Origin of the sequence: Aeromonas sp. sif0611 (assembly GCF_019218845.1) — a bacterium.
GTDB lineage: Bacteria > Pseudomonadota > Gammaproteobacteria > Enterobacterales > Aeromonadaceae > Aeromonas > Aeromonas media.
In genome coordinates this window covers 298,554-318,189 of the sequence record NZ_JAHUWU010000001.1, presented here as the reverse complement: position 1 = coordinate 318,189, position 19,636 = coordinate 298,554, and the positions used below count along the sequence as shown (strand labels likewise).

Sequence of the window (19,636 nt, the reverse complement as noted above, 5' to 3'; positions counted from 1 at the left end):
GGGCATCATGCAGTTGTTTTGTTTCATCCGGATTTCCATGTGGTTGCTGCCACTGTGTTGCATGCTGGCACTGGCCAACGTGGCGATGGCCGCGACCTCGGCCGAGATCCGCAGCGACATGGTGCGTCAAACCGTGCTCGATATCCTCAGCTACACCCGTTGGCCCAGCGAGCCTGCCACACTGCGGCTCTGTGTCGCCGCGCCCACGGCATATGCGGCGTCGCTGCTGACCATCAGACAACAGGCCAATGGTCGCCCGGTCGATGTGCATCGCTACGAGCTCGACGACGAGGCGTTGTTTCGGCGCTGCGATGTGATCTATCTGGGAGTGCTGACCCCCGAGCAACGCCTCGCCCTGTTCGAGCGTCTGCATGGTCACGCCATCCTCAGCATCAGCGAGCAGAGCCGCGAGTGCATCGCCGATGCGGTGTTCTGTCTGCAGGCAGGGGAGCGGGTGCGCTTTCGGGTCAACCTGGATGCGCTGGCCCGCAGCGGCGTGCGGGTGCACCCGGCCGTGCTGAAGCTCGCCAGGGCGGATGAGGACGCGCGATGACAATCAATCACGCAAACCCTCGACTCACGCTGCGACAGAGCCTGGGGCGTACCCACATGATGATCTCCCTGACCGCCGTCTGCATGGCGGGCCTCTTCCTGACCATCACGGCGCTGCTGGCCCTGCGCCTCTATGCGGATCACAACCTCAAGCTGGTGGCGCGTGCCATCAGCTACACCACGGAGGCGGCCGTGGTGTTCGATGACAAGGATGCGGCCAAGGATGCCCTGGAGACTATCACCTCCCGGGAGGACATCGCCAGCGCCAGTATTCTGCTGCCCGACGGTCAGGTGCTGGCGAGCTGGCGGCGGGACATCACGACCCCCTGGACCAGCCTGGAACAGCAGTTGGCCCGCTTGATCCTGCCGGGGCCGGTGGAGCTCTCCATGGTGCGGGAGAACAAGGAGATTGCCCGGGTCCACCTGGTCGGTCACGGACAATACCTGTTGCGCTTTCTCTTGCAGACCCTGATGGCGACCCTGGTGTGCCTGTTGCTCAGCATCCTGGGGGCGCTCTATGTGGCGCGCCGGATGCAGCGTTCCATCACGGCACCCCTCAAGGCCCTGACCGAGGTTGCCTACAACGTCAGCCGCCAGCGTGCTCTCAAGCAGCGAGTACCGGCGGCCAACATCGCCGAACTGCACGCGCTCGGGGAAGACTTCAATTCCCTGCTCGACGAGCTGGAGGCCTGGCAGGCTCACCAGAAGCGGGAGAATGCCAGCCTGCTGCACCAGGCGACCCATGACCCTCTCACCGGTCTGCCCAACCGGGCGCTGTTCGAGGCGCGGCTGGAGCAAGCCATTCAGGCAGGACACACCCGGCATGAGCGGTTTGCCCTGCTCTATCTGGATTGCGACCGTTTCAAGCAGATCAATGACAACCTGGGCCATGCCATAGGTGACGAGGTGCTCATCGCGCTGGCGCGGCGGGTGCAGCATCAGCTCAGGCCCATGGATCTGGTGTGTCGATTGGGAGGGGATGAATTTGTCATCCTGCTCTCTCCGGTGCATCAGGAGAGTGAGGTACACGAGGTGATGATGCGGATCCAGCAGGCGATGACCACTCCTGTGGTCTTGAGCGATGGCCGCCATCTGCAGATAGGGGTGAGCGTCGGCTCCGCCCTCTACCCCGAACAGGGGGGGACGGCAGAAGCCCTGTTGCAATTCGCCGACGGTGCCATGTATGAATCCAAACGACAACGCAGGGAGGGTACCGGAGACCATAAGACAACCACTTGAAATTGAAAATAATGAAAGGACGAGAACAATGACTTTTTTCAACCTGATGAGAGCGGGTCTGTTCGCGCTCTTGCTCGGTGGTCTGGCGGCTTGCCAGAGCGCGCCCAAGGGCCTCACCGAGCAGCAGATCGCCGCACTCAAGGAGCAGGGGTTTCACCTGACCGACGAGGGCTGGACCCTGGATATCTCCAACAAGGTGCTCTTTGCCAACAACGTTGGGGCTCTCAATCCCGGCACCCGCCAGGTGGTGGAAGCCTTGGGCAGGGCCCTGATTGAGGTGGGTCTGAACCGGGCCCGGGTGGACGGTCACACCGACTCCACCGGCGAGGCGGCCTACAACCAGCAGCTCTCGTTGAAACGGGCCCAGTCCGTGGCCGAGGTGCTGGCATCTGTGGGCATGCCTGCGGCCAACCTGGACATCCGTGGACGCGGGGAAGAGGCGCCCATCGCCGATAACGGCACCGCCGCCGGGCGGGCGGAGAACCGCCGGGTCGCCATCATCATAGACAACGGCTGATCGGCCAACGCCCTGCATCAACTGCTATCATCCGGTTTTCCGGATCCCTTCGTTCGTTAGCCCGAATGCGTGTGTGCCACCACTCTCCCGCCGGAGAGTGGCTCTCTTCCTGCCACTCCTGCTGCGTGCTCTCGCTTTACATGCTCTCTCGTACCCAGATAGCGGGGGCGATGACGCCCTCTCAATGTCCCTGACTTGATCCAGCACAACACGGAGCTCAACTGATATTCGTTATCATTTGCATTATTTCCAGACGGTAACCTGCCAGTGATGACGCCACTATTCACCCCGACCATGACGGGGCTCGCCACCCCGGATCCCCTGAAGTTCGCCTTTGGTACCAAGACCTCGGCCCATGCCAGCCGGGGCGGCGCAGCCCCCTTGACGCTGGACGACCACGGCTGGCGAGCCTGGTGGCAGCGGCCGAGCGAGGCTCAGGAGCGGGCGATCTATATTCATGTTCCCTTCTGCCGCAAGCGCTGCAGCTTCTGCAACTTCTTCGAAAACGGCGCCAACCCGGCGCGCATGAGCCATTACATGGCGGCCCTGTGCGACGACCTGCAACGGGCCGCCGAGTCGCCCTTTGGCCAGAGCCGCCCCTTCTCGGCCATCTACGTGGGGGGCGGCACCCCGACCGACATGGCGGCGGCGGATCTGGGGCGACTGGCCAGGGCCATTCGCACCTTCCCCTTGACCCCGGATGCGGAACTGACCCTGGAGGGGCGGCTCAACGGTTTTGATGATGAGAAGTGGCAGACGGCCCTGGCGGGGGGCTTCAACCGCTTCTCGTTCGGGGTGCAGAGCTTCAACACAGAGGTACGCCAGCAGGCGGCCCGTTTCGACGACAGGGAGACACTGCTCGCCCGGCTGGGGGAGCTGACCCGGGATGACGCAGCCGTCATAGTGGCGGATCTCATCTTCGGCCTGCCGGGGCAGGATGATGCCCTGTGGCGCCAGGACATCGCGGACGTGATGGCCAGCGGTGTGCACGGGGTGGATCTCTACCAGCTCATCTCCATGCAGGGCACCAATCTGGATCGGGCGCAGGAGAAGGGCCGGCTCGGCTGGTGCGCCGATGGCCAGCAGCGGGCGGCCATGTATGCCTATGGCGCCCACACCCTGGAGCAGGGGGGCTGGCAGCGGCTCTCCTGCAGCCACTGGCGGCGCAGCGACGCCGAGCAGAGCCGCTACAACCAGATGGCCAAGCGCGGCGCCGAGATCCTCCCCTTCGGCGCGGGGGCGGGGGGCAACATCCATGGCCACGGTCTCATGTATGGCCGGGATCTGGCAGCCTGGCACGAGGCGCTGGCGGCCGGTCTGCGTGCCCCCGGCATGGTGATGAGGCCCAACCCCAACGCGCCCGTCGATGGCCTGCTGCGCGGTGGCCTCGATACCGGCTGGCTGGCCCTCGGGCGCTTGCCGTCCTCCTTGCGGACGCATCTGTTGCCGCTCTTTGAACGCTGGCAACAGCACGGCCTGGCCGAGCTGACCGGGGAGACACTGGCGCTGACCCTGGCGGGGCGCTTCTGGAACGTCAATCTGCAGGCGGGTCTGTTCGAGTATCTGCAGTCAAATCCCATGGGAGGGGAGGCGGCAACCCTCGCCGCTCATCCGGGCGGGGCCCGGCATCACTCGCGGGTGTAGTGGGCAGGGAGCAAAACGAGAAAGGAAAGGGGGCCGCTTGAAGGCCCCTTTTCGTCATGGATTGTGCACTTCCTCCACCCGCACCCGCAGGCTGCCCTCGGCGAGCGTGGTGACCAGTTGCTGGCCCGGGCTCACCTGGGCGGCGCGGCTGATGACCTCGCCACTGGGGGTACGGGTGATGGAGTAACCCCGCCCCAGGGTGGCCAGCGGGCTTATCCCGTCGAGGCGCGCACTCAGCATGGCGAGGCGGTGGGCGGCGAGATCCTGGCGCTTGTTCATCAGGGTATGGAGCCGCTCTTGTGCCAGCTGGTGACGACGCTTGCCAGCGGCCAGCAGTTTTTCCGGGCTCCTGGCCTGCAAGCGCAGTTCTAGGTTTGCAAGGCGCCGCTCCCCCTGATGCAGGCGCAGATTGAGCAGTTGCTGCAGGCGGCCGGACAACTCGTCCAGACGCTGGGACTGCTGCTCCAGTCGGCGCTTGGGGTCCTGATGGTCGAGCCGCTTTTGCAGCAGCACGAAGCCGTGGCGGGCGGCGGTCTGGCGCCGGGAGATGGCCTGCACCAGGCGCTGCTTGAGATGCACCAGGCGCTGGGCGCGGGCGCTCCTGTCCGGTGCTACCAGCTCGGCGGCGGCGGAGGGGGTGGGGGCGCGCAGATCAGCGGCGAAGTCGCTGATGGTGACGTCCACCTCGTGGCCCACGGCGCTCACCACCGGAATGGTGGAGTGGGCAATGGCGCGGGCCACCGCCTCCTCGTTGAAGCACCAGAGATCTTCCAGCGATCCGCCGCCGCGCCCGACGATGAGCACATCCACCTCGGCGCGGCGGTTGGCAAGAGTGATGGCCGCGACGATCTGGCCGATGGCGGCGCTGCCCTGCACCTGAGTCGGATAGATGAAGACCGGGAGATCCGGGGCGCGGCGCCCCAGCACCGTCAGCATGTCGTGCAGGGCGGCGCCGGTGGCCGAGGTGACCAGCCCCACGGCGCGCGGCTCGCGGGGGAGCGGGCGCTTGCGGCCCTCGTCGAACAGCCCCTCGGCGCCGAGGCGGCGCTTGAGCTCCTCGAAGCGCAGGGCCAGCATGCCGTCCCCGGCGGGTTGCATGGATTCGATGATGAGCTGGTAGTCGCCCCGGGGCTCATAGAGGGAGACCCGCGCCTGCACCAGCACCTGCATGCCATCTTGCGGCCGGAACGGCACTCGGCGGTTGTTGCCCTTGAACATGGCGCAGCGCACCTGGGCTGAGATGTCCTTGAGGGAGAAGTACCAGTGGCCCGAGCTTGGCATCGCCAGGTTGGAAAGCTCCCCAGTCAGCCACACCAGCCCCAGATCCTGCTCCAGTATCATGCGCACGGCGCTGTTGAGGCGGGTGACGGTGAAGATTTGCTGCTGCCTGCTCTGGCTGGATTCGTCGAGGTGGTTCAAGGCTGGCCCTGCTGCTGTGTCCGCCGGGGCGGGGAGAAAACGATGGGGCATATCTTACCCCAGTTCAGCCCATCCGCCGAGTCCGTGTCTGTGGCAGCAGCGGCATCTGGCACCAGTTTGGCTGTGTCAGACGCCGAGCCATGGGGTCCGGCAGACGGCAGTTAGCTCTGTGGCTGCGCCTTGGCCGGTTTGGCGGCTTTGCTCGGGCTCACCACCAGCCAGACCGCGAGACAGACGATGGCGCCGCCCGCCACGAAGCCGCCGGTGAGGGTCTCGCCGAGCACCAGATAGCCCCACAGTATGCCAAAGGGCGGGATCAGGAAGGTGACCGTCAGGGAGCGCAGGGGCCCGATATCGGCGATCAGCCTGAAGTAGATCAGATAGGCGAGGGCGGTGCAGATGAAGCCGACCGCCAGCACGCTGGCCCAGACGTCAGGCTGGGCCCAGTTGACGGTGGGGCCTGTCACCAGGGTGTAGCCGAAGAAGGGAAGCAGGAAGAGGCAGGCACCGAGCTGGCTGCCAAAGGCCACCAGCTTGGCGTCGAGGCCCCCCCGCTCACTGATCCAGCGCCGGGTGAGGAAGCCGGCGCAGCCATAGCAGGCGGTGGCGATGAGGCAGGCCAGCACGCCGATGGCCAGCTGACCGCTCAGGTCGACCTCCCCCGTAGTGGTGATGAGCCCTATGCCCATCAGCCCCAGCATGACGCCGCTCCACTTGCGCAAGGTCAGCGTCTCGTTGAAGAAGGAGAAGCCGATGAGGGCCCCCATCAGCGGTGTGGTGGCGTTGAGGATGGCGGAATAACCGGCGGGCAGCCAGAGCGCGGCGATGGCGTACATCAGGAAGGGCACGCCCGAGTTGATGATGCCGAGCACCATGATGGACTTGAGCTTGCCCTGAAACAACATGGGAGTGCGCAGCAGCAACAGCATGGCGGCGAGCCCGACCAGGGCGAAAAAGACCCGCAGGAAGGTGGTGTTGACCGAGCCGAAGGCGGGCGCGGCGATGCGCATGAACAGGAAGCTGGCGCCCCAGATGGCCGCCAGCGCCAGCAGCCGCACGTAATCCGATGTTCTCATCTTCTCTCCCTGAATGAACCGCCCTGCTGCCCGAGATGGCAAGGGGCCTTGCATCATGGCGGCAAGCGTCCCCAATGGCAACGGCCCAGAGCAGTAGGAAAGGCGCTGATAAGGTTCCCCGATGTGACCGCCACGGGCGGCGCGTCTATATCCTCCGGGTGGGGGACTTCCCCTTCACTCCCATACAAAGAAATGAAAGCGCTATCAATCACATACAGCCAATGGCGAGGTCGACATCGGTCACATTTTGCGCGTGTTGGCCATGAGTCGGTCACTCGGGACTCTAGACTGGTCGGGCTCATCCGAAGGCGGGACGTTGCGGATGGGGGAATGCCTGGGTACACAGGCGTCACACACAAAACAATGAAAATAAAGGACTATCAATGGCTAGATGGATACTCGCGGCCGGATTGTTGGGAACCCTGATCACGGCGCCGAGCACGGCGGCGGAATGGTTCTTCCGGGGCACCGCGAATGGATGGGCGGCGACCGCCATGACGTCGACGGACGGCGTCAACTTTGATACCTGCCAGCGCTTCGTGAGCGGGGACGCCAGCGGCGGCCCGCGCTTTAAAATCGACCGATACGGCAACTGGCAGCAGAGCTACCCGAGCGCCGACTACGCGGTCACTGCCAATACCTCCTATCAGATCCGCATCCATGCCGGCACCCAGGCCATCACCACCACGGCGGTGGCGAGTTGCGAGGCCGCAGGGTTTGCCAGCACGCTGCCGCAGCTCAATGTGCGCGGCACCTTCAATGGCTGGGCCAGCCTGCCCATGACGCTGGTGGCGGATCACCTGTGGCAGGCCGACGCCTACATGGATGGCAAGACCAACCAGCGGCTCAAGTTTGATCAGGCGGGGGACTGGGCCATCAACTTCGGCGACAGCAACGCCGATGGCGTGCTCGAGCGCAGCGGCGGCGACATCCTCTGGAGTGGCACCGGCAATGTTCGCTTCCAGGTCAACGACCAGACCCAGGTCTACAGCATCACGGCGCTCGGGGACGACAACCAGCCCCCCATCGCTGTCATCACCCCGGGGGGCATCCTGAATGTCGCTGTGGGGGATGCCGTGACCTTGAGCGGCAGCGACTCCACGGATCCCGACGGCCAGATAGCGAGCTATCTGTGGAGCAGCGGTGAGACCACGGAGAGTATCAGCGTCAACACAGCTCAGGCGGGCACCTTCACCTATGGCCTGACGGTCACCGACGATCAGGGGGCAAGGAGCAGCAGCAGCGTGAGCCTGGTGGTTGCCGCCGCCCAGACCGGCGGCAGCTGGTATTTCCGCGGCACCCCCAACAACTGGGGTCTGACCGCCATGACCAGCGAGGATGGAGTGACCTTCTGTACCGAGCAGACCTTTGGCAGCAGCAACCCCCGCTTCAAGATTGACCGCAAGGGGGACTGGACCGAGGCTTACCCGGCCCAGGACTACAAGGTGAGCGCCAACACCAGTTACCGCATCTGCTTCGACAACCAGGACAAGACGCTGGAGGCGGCACCGCTCGCCGGCGCCGACAATCAGGCGCCCACTGTGACCGCCACCCCGGCCCCGGGCAGCTATGTGGATAGCCAGTCCATCACCCTGGGAGTGAGCGACGATAACGACAGCGCCCCCGCCGTTCATTTCACCACGGACGGCAGCACCCCCACCACGGCATCCCCCCTCTACGCCGGTCAGGCCATTCTCGCCAGCGACAAGGGCAGCGGCACCGATCTGGTGATCCGCACCCTCGCCATCGACGCCAGCGGCAATCAAGGGGTGCAGAGCTTCAGCTATCAGATTGGCGAGACCCCGGTGGCGAGCGGCGATTTTCGCGCCGAGAGCATCTACTTCCTGCTGACCGCCCGTTTCTACGATGGGGATGGGAGCAACAACTACTACAATCGGGACCGCTACAAGGCGGGGGATCCTCACTGGCGTGGCGACTTCAAGGGGCTCATCGAGAAGCTCGACTACATCAAGGATCTCGGCTTCACCGCCATTTGGGTGACGCCGCCGGTGGAGAACCGCTCCGGCCTCGACTACCACGGCTATCACGCCTACGACTTCTACCGGGTCGATCCCCGTCTGGAGTCGCCGGGGGCCGGTTATCGCGAGTTCATCCAGGCTGCCCACGCCAAGGGGCTCAAGGTAATACAGGATGTGGTGATCAACCATTCGAGCCAGTACGGCCTGCGCGGGAAGACCTGGATCGATCGCCTGCCGGTCAAGTACTACGTGCCGGCAGGCTCCAGCCAGGGACTCATCAACAACGGCCCCTATCAGGGCAACCTCGGGGACTACGCCAGCGCCAACCGCTGTGACGACGACAACCCGGCGGCCCCCGACTGGTACAAGGCCCGCTGCCAGTCCGATCCGGTGGGCACCCAGCCCCTGGTGGACCCCAAGACCGGCGCCACAGTGCCGAGCGCAGGCTACAACCCGAACCGCTTCTTCGGCATCGACGCCCAGACCCTGGATCCCAGCTGGTATCACCTGGACGGCTTCATGTCAGGCGGCGACTGGGAGAGCCCGCTCGCCCTGCAGCGCAAGCACATGGCGGGGGATTGCATCGATCTCGCCACCGGCAACCAGAACGTCAAGGATTACCTCAACGGCGCCATCCACCAGTACCTCGACATGGGGGTCGACGCCATTCGCATCGATACCTTGAAGCACATCGAGCGGGACGAGCTGCTGACCTATGTCCACGATTGGCAGGCCCACAAGCCGGGGCTGTTCGTCTTTGGCGAGAACCTGGTCAAGGGCACCGGCTGGGGCTCTGAGCTGGCCAATGACAACGCCTCGGCGGTGATCCGCCCCTGGTGGTATACCCGCACCACGGCCAACCCGGCGGATCCCCGCGCAGGGGGTGATTCCGGCCTCTCGGTGCTGGACTTCTCCCTCTTCTCCACCTTCCGTGACAACGTCACCAAGGGGAGCTTTGGCGGGGTGGGGGGGATCTTTGGGATGGACTGGGTCTATGGCGATGCCACCAAGCTCATCACCTTCTTCCAGAACCACGACGTGGGGCCGGACAACGACTTCAAGTACCGCTACGGCGGGGAAGAGGGCAATGCGGCCATGACCTACAACCTGCTCTGGACGGCGCGGGGCATCCCGACCCTCTACTACGGGGAGGAGGTGATGTTCCAGGCCGGCAAGCCGCAAGACATCGACGGGGCCACCATGACGGTGGATCAGACCGGTCGCGCCTACTACGGCGACGTACTAGATAACCCGGCCACGCCGAGCCACCCGCTCTATCAGCACATCAAGCGCCTGAACCAGATCCGCAAGGCGGTGCCCGCCCTGCAGAAGGCGCCCATGAGCCAGGTGAACGAGTGGGGGAGCGGCATCAGCTTCGTGCGCGACCTGAGCGCTCAAGGCAGCTACGCCGCCGTGGGCCTCGCGGCCAACTCGGCCCAGCAGATAAGCCTGAGCGGCCTGAAGAACGGCACCTACAGGGACGCGGTAACCGGCGCGAGCCAGAGCGTCAGCAACGGCAGCCTGAGCTTCCAGGTGCCCGCCTACTCGGCGCGAGTCTGGGTGTTGAACGGCCCGGGCAAGGTGGGGATTGACGGCAAATACCTCAAATAAGGGAAGCCTGTCATGGTGTGCAGCGAGTCGGCCTTGGGGCCGACTTTTTTATGGCACCGAGGCGTGAAGCGGGGGATGAAGGTAGGTGCATCCCACCCTGGTCGCGCTGGGGGAGGCAAGCCCAGGGCCCAGAATTGCACGTCTTTGGTGCGTTTGCCCCGATGTGGTGCATTTCCTTGTTGTTTGCTCTTGAGCCCAATCCCGCAGAAACATGCCGTATCACCCCCATGGCTCCCTCCTGATGGGCATCTTACATGCTTTAAAGTGGCATTTAATCGGCATGATCCACCGAATAAACGGGTTAATCAGGAATGACCGCGACATGTTTTTGAGTGGATTGGGTAAACATGCTGATCCAGCAGGGTAGCCCATCCCCGGATTGGTATGTTCCATCTGTTTCTTGATGGCTATACGGAATTTAAATTCGATTTTTGATGGTATCTCGGACTCTTGTTTTGATTGGCGCTCTTTTTGCTGTGACTTGTCATGCCCATGATGGCGATGTCAGGGGCAGGGGGCCGCAAGGTCGGGGGTTGGTGTCAGCAGGCTGAATGCACCGCCGCCATCCGTGCCGGAGCGGCCTGGTTTTCGGGCAAGGGACGCCACAATCAATTCGTGTTAAGGAGTCATATGGAAGGTGAAATGACCATGCAGCCACTCTCTGTGGACAAGGGGCTGGCCCACAGCCTCAAGGACGATGTCTACGGCATGGTGCTTGGCGTCATGTTTATCGCAGTCGGCCTCAATCTGCTCAAGTGCGCCGGCATGATCACCGGCGGCATCGCGGGCATAGCCCTGCTGCTCGCCCATGTCAGCAGCCTGCCCATAGGGGTGCTCTTCTTCCTGGTCAACCTGCCCTTCCTGGTGTTTGGCTATGTCACCATGGGGCGGGCCTTCATGGTCAAGACGCTGATCGTCAACGTCGCCCTCTCGGCCGCCACCCAGGCGGTGCCGCTGCTCTTGACGGTGAGCTATGTCCATCCCCTGTTTTCGGCCCTGGTGGGGGGCACCTTCCTCGGCATGGGGGTCTTGTCCCTGGCCCGCCACAACGCCTCGGTGGGGGGCATAGGCGTGGTGACGCTCTGGCTGCAAAGGCGCACCGGCATCAATGAGGGAAAGAGCCAGATGGTGCTCGATGTGCTGGTGTTTGCGCTCTCCCTGCTCACCCTGCCGCTCTCTCTGCTGCTCTGGTCTACCTTAAGCGCACTCGCCATGAACGCCATGCTGATGAACTGGCACAAACCCGGTCGCTACCAGGGGGGCTGAGTGGTGGCCCCCTGCGGGGCGCGGGGGAGGGGAATTGTTAAAAAGTGACCCGAGGGGCGCTTCACCGGCATTTGGCTGCCAACGGCAAAAAAGATCATCTTGTCGCGAAAAAAGGCATGGTTACGCCTGAATTTATTGGTTTTTTGCCCCGTTGGTCGTATTAAATCGGGCTACGCCATAAAAAATTCAAAAAACTTCTTTACCACTGGCCAATGCATGAGTAAAATTTGTCGGCAATATTTTACACCCCCACTCCTCAACGGTGAGATATTGCCATGCTCAGGATTGCCAAAGAAGCGCTGACCTTCGACGATGTACTGTTGGTTCCAGCACACTCCACTGTTCTTCCGAATACCGCCGACCTGCGTACCAAGCTCACGTCTGCTATCTCCCTGAATATCCCGATGATTTCCGCTGCCATGGACACAGTGACCGAAGCCCGTCTGGCTATCGCACTGGCCCAGGAAGGCGGTATCGGCTTCATTCACAAGAACATGTCCATCGAGCAGCAGGCTGCCGAAGTGCGCAAGGTCAAGAAGTACGAGAGCGGCGTGGTCTCCGACCCCGTCACCGTACGCCCTGACATGACCATCGCCCAGATCAAGGAGCTGAGCCACAAGAACGGTTTCGCCGGTTACCCCGTGGTGACTGACGGCAACCAGCTGGTGGGCATCATCACCGGCCGTGATGTGCGCTTCGTGATCGATCTCTCCCAGACCGTTGAACAGATCATGACCCAGAAGGATCGTCTGGTCACCGTGCGTGAAGGAGCCCCTCGCGAAGAGGTGGTTGCCCTGATGCAGAAGCACCGTATCGAGAAGGTGCTGGTGGTGAACGCCGATTTCAAACTCAAGGGCATGATCACCGTTAAAGATTTCCAGAAAGCCGAACGCAAGCCGAACGCCTGTAAAGACGAGCGCGGCCGTCTGCGGGTCGGTGCCGCCGTCGGTGCCGGTGCCGGTAACGAAGAGCGCGTCGCCGCCCTGGTGGAAGCCGGTGTGGACGTGCTGCTGATTGACTCCTCCCATGGCCACTCCCAGGGCGTGCTGGATCGCATCAAGGCGACCCGTGATGCCTATCCTGACCTGCAAATCATCGGCGGCAACGTCGCCACCGCCGCTGGCGCCAAGGCGCTGGCCGCCGCCGGCGTCAATGCCGTCAAGGTCGGTATCGGCCCGGGCTCCATCTGTACTACCCGTATCGTGACCGGCGTGGGTGTGCCCCAGATCACCGCCATCTCCGACGCCGTCGACGCCCTGGAAGGCACTGGTATCCCGGTGATTGCCGATGGCGGCATCCGCTTCTCCGGTGACGTGGCCAAGGCCATCGCCGCCGGCGCAAGCTGCGTCATGGTGGGCTCCATGTTCGCCGGTACCGAAGAGGCACCGGGCGAGATCGAGCTCTACCAGGGCCGCTCCTTCAAGTCCTACCGCGGCATGGGCTCCCTGGGCGCCATGTCCAAGGGCTCCAGCGATCGCTACTTCCAGACCGACAACGCCGCCGATAAGCTGGTACCGGAAGGGATCGAAGGACGCGTGCCGTACAAGGGCCGCCTCAAAGAGATCATCCATCAGCAGATGGGTGGCCTGCGCTCCTCCATGGGCCTGACCGGCAGCGCCACCATAGACGACATGCGCACCAAGGCCGAGTTCGTGCGCATCTCGGGCGCCGGGATGAAAGAGTCCCACGTTCACGACGTGACCATCACCAAAGAAGCCCCCAACTACCGGATGGGCTGATAAAACGGGGCCCTGCGCCCCGTTTTTCCACCATTTTTTTATCCCATGCTTTTTGTGACAACATCAGCCTGATGCAGGAATAAAATGACTAAAGACATTCACGCCCACCGTATCCTTATCCTGGATTTTGGTTCCCAGTACACCCAGCTCATCGCCCGTCGCGTCCGTGAAATCGGCGTCTACTGCGAGCTGTGGGCCTGGGACGTAACCGAAGAGCAGATCCGCGAGTTCAATCCGAGCGGCATCATCCTCTCCGGCGGCCCGGAATCCGTGACCGAGGCGGGCAGCCCGCGCGCCCCCGAGTACGTGTTCAATGCCGGCGTGCCGGTGTTCGGCATCTGCTACGGCATGCAGACCATGTCCGAGCAGCTCGGCGGCAAGGTGCAGTCCTCCAACCTGCGTGAATTTGGTTATGCCCAGGTCGAAGTGCTGGGCCACTCCGGCAAGACCAGCGCCTTGCTGCGCAACATCGAAGACGCGATCAAAGACAACGGCCATGCTCTGCTGGACGTCTGGATGAGCCACGGCGACAAGGTCACCGAGATCCCGGCTGGCTTCACCACCATAGCCCAGACCGCGACTTGCCCCCATGCGGCCATGGCCGATGAGGCCCGTCGCTTCTACGGCGTGCAGTTCCACCCGGAAGTGACCCACACCCGCCAGGGTGCCCGCATGCTGGAGCACTTTGTCAAAGAGATCTGCGGCTGCGAATGCCTCTGGACCCCGGCCACCATCATCGACGACGCCGTTGTCCGCATCCGCGAGCAGGTGGGTGACGACGAGGTGATCCTGGGCCTCTCCGGCGGCGTGGACTCCTCCGTGGTTGCCATGCTGGTGCACCGCGCCATCGGTGATCGCCTCACCTGCGTCTTCGTGGACAACGGCCTGCTGCGCCTGAACGAAGGCACCCAGGTCATGGAGATGTTTGGCGATCACTTCGGCCTCAAGATCGTCAAGGTCGATGCCGAAGAGCGCTTCCTGTCAGCTCTCGCGGGCATCGACGAGCCGGAAGCCAAGCGCAAGACCATAGGTCGCGTCTTTGTGGAAGTGTTCGACGACGAAGCCAAGAAGCTCAAAAACGCCAAGTGGCTGGCGCAGGGCACCATCTACCCGGACGTCATCGAATCCGCTGCCAGCAAGACCGGCAAGGCCCACGTCATCAAGTCCCACCACAACGTCGGCGGCCTGCCGGAAGAGATGAAGATGGGTCTGGTGGAGCCGCTGCGCGAGCTGTTCAAGGACGAAGTGCGCCGTGTCGGCCTCGAACTCGGTCTGCCCTACGACATGCTCTACCGTCACCCCTTCCCGGGTCCGGGTCTGGGCGTGCGCGTGCTTGGCGAAGTGAAGAAAGAGTACTGCGATCTGCTGCGCAAGGCCGATGCGGTCTTTATCGAAGAGCTGCGCAAAGCCGACCTCTACAACCAGGTCAGCCAGGCGTTCGCCGTCTTCCTGCCGGTGCGCTCTGTTGGCGTCATGGGCGATGGCCGCAAATATGACTGGGTCATTGCGCTGCGCGCCGTCGAGACTATCGACTTCATGACCGCCCACTGGGCCCACCTGCCGTACGACTTCCTCGGCCACGTGTCGAATCGCATCATCAACGAGATCAACGGTATCTCCCGCGTGGTGTACGACGTCTCCGGCAAGCCGCCTGCAACCATTGAGTGGGAATAAAAGGTGTGGGAATAAGCGGCTAACGCCTCTCCCTGCGAACACGCAAAACTGTCAAAAAGGCGCCCTTGAGGCGCCTTTTCTTTTTCCAATCGTTTGCGCCCCACATCTTCGTTTTCCGAGCAGCTTTTTCACCGCTTTGCCCCTGTCATATGTGACAGGGGCATTTTCACTATCCCGCACCAGGTTCTCTCATGCCAATTGAGACCATTATCATCAGGCGCTCATGGCAAGGGGGAGGGCTGACTCACGAGCTGACAGCTGCGCAAACTGCCCATCGTCATCACGTCAAAGGGCAGTGATGACACCCCGGTGGAGTCCGGACACCACTTGAATCAACGGGGCGGAACCCGAACAGCCAAACGAGTAGGGACAAGAGATCACGGAGGGTTTGTTATGTCAGAACAAGCAGTGCTGTTGGGCGGATGGACTGCCTACCACAAGCTGAGCGCCAAGGATCAGGCGGTATTCAACCAGGCGCTGGAAGGATTTGTCGGGGTGCAGTACACCCCCTTTGAAGTCTCCACCCAGGTCGTCGCCGGCACCAACTACCGTTTCAAATGCAAAACCACGGTGCCGCTGCCCAACCCCATCCACGGAGAAGCCGTGGTGCAGATCTTCCAGTCCCTGGATGGGTCGGCCCATATCACCTCCATCACCCCGATCTGATTGGGTGGTGGGGCTAGGTGGGGAGGGGGAATAGCCCCTAACCGGTTCGACCCACATCTCAGTGATAAGAAAGACGCCTTAGGGCGTCTTTTCTTTTTCTATGGCTAGCAAGAACGTTGCCCTCAAAGCTGGACGCAACTGCGACTTGTAGATGCAATGATTCCGTCCTCGAAAGGTATTTAGCCCGATCTTCGGGCGTGGGCGAGTAATTTTTTGCCGGTCCTGGAAGGTCTTTCCCCATCCTGTCATCCGCTTTGTGGGTCTCCTTGTCTCGCCCAACGGAACGGACGAGCTGCCGCACACGGCATATCCCTATGCCACCTGCGGCTAAGCCACTGCGCTCGACTCGGCGGTTTGTAGGGGATCAATATCCTATCCATCAATGGCAAGGATGAGCTCGAACAATGGAAAGATGGGTGTCCCAATATCTTGTCTTGCAGCAATAAGCTTGTAAACAGTGTGTAGTTCAGTTGAAATGAATGAACTTCAGGGGGCGACTACCGAACTCCGACAATAGGGCATCATTAGAAATGGGCGGTAGCATGACCAAAGGTGAATTGAAAAAGTGGCGTTTGTATGTTTCCGTTTTTTAAGGGGGCGTTAATTCCGTATCATATGATAAAGACAATCACTTCTCTAACACGCAGGCTTGCTAATCGCCTTGATAGCGTAGTGTCTTGGCTGGAAAGTAAAGACCGCTCCGCCAACACTCCATCTAGGTTCGTGGACCTTGCGCCAACTGATGAGGCAGACAAGACGGGCGTGTATTCCGAAGCGATTCTGTTTGCTACAAACAATACGAAGGTCTCCAACATTGCTCTAACTGGCCCTTATGGCTCAGGAAAGAGTAGTATTATCCAATCCTTCTTACTGAAATATCGGCGGCCTGCGCTTCATATTTCTTTGGCTTCGTTCGTTCCCGAGACCGATTCGGAGGGAGGGAAGGTGAGCCGCCAAGAGATTGAGAGGAGTATTCTGCAACAGATGCTGTATGGGGCTGATGCAAACAGACTTCCGCTATCACGATTTAAAAGAATTCAGTCTCCAAGTGCATTGGCTATATTTAAATCTCTCTTCATAATGCTTGGTATTTTCTCGCTTTGGTACGTTATTCATCAGCGAGAATATATTGTAAGTGGCACTTACTTCACTCCATTCGAAATAAGCAATGGCATAAACATTGCCATATTTACTCTCGCAGTAGTATTTTTCTGGAGGGCGCTGCATCATTTTTATGTTGCTAGCTTCGGACTGTCACTAAAAAGCATCTCGTTAAAAGACATTGAAATAAAGCCAGCATGCGATGACCAAACCTCCATACTAAATAGGCACCTAGATGAAATTGTCTATTTTTTCCAATCAACAAATTACGATCTTGTGATTATTGAAGATCTAGACCGATTTGACAACGCAGATATCTTTGTAACGCTGCGTGAAATTAATAGCCTAGTGAACGAGAATGCTGGTGTAAAGCGCACCATCAGATTCCTCTACGCCCTGCGCGACGACATGTTTGTCAATACAGATAGAACAAAATTCTTCGAATTCATTATACCTGTCATACCGATCATTAACACATCGAATGCGATTGATATGGTATTGGCGCAAGGAAAGAGACTTGATCTAGATGGGCGTCTTGATCGGCAATTTCTGAGAGAGGTATCACGATATCTGAATGATCTTAGGTTGATTCAGAATATATTTAATGAATACGCTATTTATGTGGCTAATTTGGAGGCCGATGGAGAAAATCTTCTTGATGCTAATAAACTTCTCGCGGTCTTGATCTATAAGAATGTCTATCCAAGGGACTTTGAGAAGCTACACCGTGGCACAGGCAATCTTACTGAAATATTGAGCCTGAAAGATAAGTTAATTGAGTTAGGTGAAGCCGCCTATAGGGCTGAAATTACTGAAATCGAAAGGCAGTTTGAATTTTTCGAGCGACAAACACCTTCTAACCTAAGAGAGTTACGGCAAATATATGCTATGACTCTGGTAGAGAAGCTTCCGGCGAATGCAGCGAGCGTCAGTAATAATCAGCAAGTTTGGATTGAACTTCCTAATTTGGCCAGCAACGATGCATTCGAACAGTTGATAGATGCTTCACGTATATACTACCACACCAATAATGGTTACTCCCAAGCAATCAATATTTCAACATTACAAAGTGAAGTGGACTCTCAGAGATCCTATCTGCAACGCAAAGTGGAAATTGAAGGAAAGTCGATTGATTTTAGGAACAAAGGCTTGCACCGGATATACGACTTAAAATCAAAAATTGCAACGCTTCGCACAACGAAGCTCCATGAGCTGTTGCGCTTGGGTACCGATAATGTGCAGAATGTCTTCGATAATTTCGGAGAAAACGGGGAGCTTGCCCGTTTCCTTATATTGGAAGGCCATCTCGATGATACCTACTACCAATACACGTCACTCTTTCACTCAGGCCGCTTGTCACCTAATGATAATAAGTACCTGATTCAGATACGAGCATTTACCCCCCCCGTTCCAGTTTTTCCAATCGATAATCCACATGAAGTTATTGCAGCGATGCGAGATGAGGACTTCCGGCAAAACTATATCTTGAACGTTAAACTAGTTGATTGTCTCCTGAGCGATCTGGGTCGTTACCACAACCAGCTGCAGAAGCTTTTCGGGTTCCTTTCAACAGAGTTCGAGAGCTGCGAAGAATTTTTTGATATTTATTACTCGAGTGGCCACGATGTTGTAGGGCTACTTTCGGGGCTGGCCAATTTTTGGAAGGGTCTTGTCCCTGCAGCCATTGAGAGTACCAATAATATTTCCCACATAAACAAACTAGTTTCTAGCCTACCTGAAAGGCAGCTCGAAAACCTGGCAAAGGTTTTCGAAGAACTACCTTTATTTGTTTCGGGTAACCTCCTCGAAATTTTGATCAATTCACCTGAACTTGCACCAGAACGTCTTGTATGTCTTGGCTTTGATGTCAAAAATCTGGCCGCAATCAAAGAACATTTTGAGATTGTACGCGCTATGTTCGAGAAGGGGCGCTTCGAACTTACAATCGCCAATCTGGAGTACATCTATCAAGCCATTTTGGGAGAGAACGATCTCGAGCAGCTACGTGAGAGAAACTTTACAGCTATACGTTCGACGAATAACACAACCTTAATGACGCGGATCGAACACGATTTCGAACGCTACCTACATGATATCCTTGTGGTGCTTGAAGGGAATTCAAAGGAGGATGCCTCGGCTATTCTTGCCGTTATGCAGCATGAAGGACTTGATCAGGATGATCTACTGAAATTTCTTGGACGACAGACGACCTTGTTGCCAACGTTAGCGGATGTTCCAGAGATATTGCAGGCAACACTGTTCAAGTTAGGTTTGATCGAGCCAACTTGGTTGAACTGTCTATCTTTTATAGAAAGTAAAGAATTCGTGGCGGAGAGTTTAACAGGGTATCTTGACCGAGATACTGTCCGTACAGCTATCCTGAAACAGCCTATTCCTAGTGATGTTGATTCACAGAAACTGTGTCGCTTCCTCTTCAATGCCGGCTCTCTGTCTGACTCCGCCTATAAAGAATATATTCATGCTCTACCAAAGCCGTGCACAAAACTACCAGAAGGTTTTGCACCTGCAAAGCTTCGCATTCTGATTGATGAAGGTAAAATCATTTTCAGTAATGAGAGTCTTGATGCATTCGCTGGTAACAACGAGCTACAGGTTTTATTTGTAGCCGTAAACATCGATACATACCTTGAAGAGCCAGACGAGTTCGCTCTCGATGATGATTTTAGAGAAAATCTTCTTCTCGCTGAAATTGATAATAAAGCCAAGCTTAGGATTATTGATTTGATGAATCTGGAGGTACTTGTCAACCACCCTGAACGGTCGGCTCTCATCGGTCAAATTATTAACAGTACTGATGCCAACCTATCCAATATTAATAGTGGTGTTGCTCAATCCTTAGTCATTAACTCCATGCCTATTACGACGAAAATTTCACTCTTTAATAAATATCATTCTCTTATGACGGATGGTGAAGTACGTTTTGTCTTGGCAACTCTACCGAAGCCATATTCTGAAATAAAAGTCGGATATAATACTCCGGTATTGAAAAAAACTCCTGAGAATCAGGCTCTAGTCATATGGCTTGACTCAAGAAACATTATCTCGTCTTGGCGTGAGAACCCTATCTTCACTGACGAGATAAGAGTGAATCTTTATAGGCGCTTATAAGAGAAAAGGCTGATTGTAGAATCG

At 58.8% G+C, this 19,636-nt stretch carries 12 protein-coding genes; 10 read left to right on the top strand and 2 right to left on the bottom strand.

Annotation, left to right across the window (positions count from 1 at the left end; all coding sequences use genetic code 11):
- The first annotated feature begins 37 nt into the window (after window positions 1-37).
- The 4 genes from KW824_RS01395 (at window position 38) to hutW (ending at window position 3,952) form a co-directional block, all read left to right on the top strand.
- Window positions 38-553 (top strand): YfiR family protein, encoded by a 516-nt coding sequence (locus KW824_RS01395; protein ID WP_256351219.1) that lies wholly within the window; start codon window positions 38-40, stop codon window positions 551-553.
- Window positions 550-1,791 (top strand): diguanylate cyclase domain-containing protein, encoded by a 1,242-nt coding sequence (locus tag KW824_RS01390; RefSeq protein WP_218408671.1) that lies wholly within the window; start codon window positions 550-552, stop codon window positions 1,789-1,791. The genes KW824_RS01395 and KW824_RS01390 overlap by 4 nt, the downstream gene beginning before the upstream one ends.
- Before the next feature lie 28 nt (window positions 1,792-1,819).
- A complete protein-coding gene (locus tag KW824_RS01385) occupies window positions 1,820-2,308 on the top strand; it encodes an OmpA family protein (protein ID WP_218408670.1) in 489 nt (162 codons plus the stop codon).
- Window positions 2,309-2,578: 270 nt separating this feature from the next.
- The gene (gene hutW / locus KW824_RS01380) at window positions 2,579-3,952 is read left to right on the top strand and encodes a heme anaerobic degradation radical SAM methyltransferase ChuW/HutW (protein WP_218408669.1); all 1,374 of its coding nucleotides are present in this window, start codon (window positions 2,579-2,581) and stop codon (window positions 3,950-3,952) included.
- Between the two features lie 54 nt (window positions 3,953-4,006).
- Here hutW and xseA read toward each other — a convergent pair whose 3' ends face one another.
- Window positions 4,007-5,371, bottom strand: a complete 1,365-nt coding sequence (gene xseA / locus KW824_RS01375) for an exodeoxyribonuclease VII large subunit (protein ID WP_218408668.1) — start codon at window positions 5,369-5,371, stop codon at window positions 4,007-4,009.
- Between the two features lie 161 nt (window positions 5,372-5,532).
- Window positions 5,533-6,447, bottom strand: a complete 915-nt coding sequence (locus tag KW824_RS01370) for a DMT family transporter (protein ID WP_218408667.1) — start codon at window positions 6,445-6,447, stop codon at window positions 5,533-5,535.
- Between the two features lie 383 nt (window positions 6,448-6,830).
- On the opposite strand from KW824_RS01370, the gene KW824_RS01365 reads away from it, so the two are divergent.
- The 6 genes from KW824_RS01365 (at window position 6,831) to KW824_RS01340 (ending at window position 19,612) form a co-directional block, all read left to right on the top strand.
- A complete protein-coding gene (locus KW824_RS01365) occupies window positions 6,831-10,037 on the top strand; it encodes an alpha-amylase family glycosyl hydrolase (RefSeq protein WP_256351218.1) in 3,207 nt (1,068 codons plus the stop codon).
- 630 nt (window positions 10,038-10,667) lie between these two features.
- Window positions 10,668-11,303, top strand: a complete 636-nt coding sequence (locus KW824_RS01360; RefSeq protein ID WP_218408666.1) for a YitT family protein — start codon at window positions 10,668-10,670, stop codon at window positions 11,301-11,303.
- Between the two features lie 275 nt (window positions 11,304-11,578).
- On the top strand, window positions 11,579-13,042 hold the full coding sequence (guaB, locus tag KW824_RS01355; protein WP_042650401.1) for an IMP dehydrogenase: 1,464 nt from the start codon (window positions 11,579-11,581) through the stop codon (window positions 13,040-13,042).
- 84 nt (window positions 13,043-13,126) lie between these two features.
- A complete protein-coding gene (gene guaA / locus KW824_RS01350; protein WP_218408665.1) occupies window positions 13,127-14,716 on the top strand; it encodes a glutamine-hydrolyzing GMP synthase in 1,590 nt (529 codons plus the stop codon).
- A 393-nt stretch (window positions 14,717-15,109) separates the two neighbouring features.
- Window positions 15,110-15,382, top strand: a complete 273-nt coding sequence (locus KW824_RS01345; protein WP_010633780.1) for a hypothetical protein — start codon at window positions 15,110-15,112, stop codon at window positions 15,380-15,382.
- Between the two features lie 576 nt (window positions 15,383-15,958).
- A complete protein-coding gene (locus KW824_RS01340; RefSeq protein WP_256351217.1) occupies window positions 15,959-19,612 on the top strand; it encodes an ATP-binding protein in 3,654 nt (1,217 codons plus the stop codon).
- Window positions 19,613-19,636: the final 24 nt, after the last annotated feature.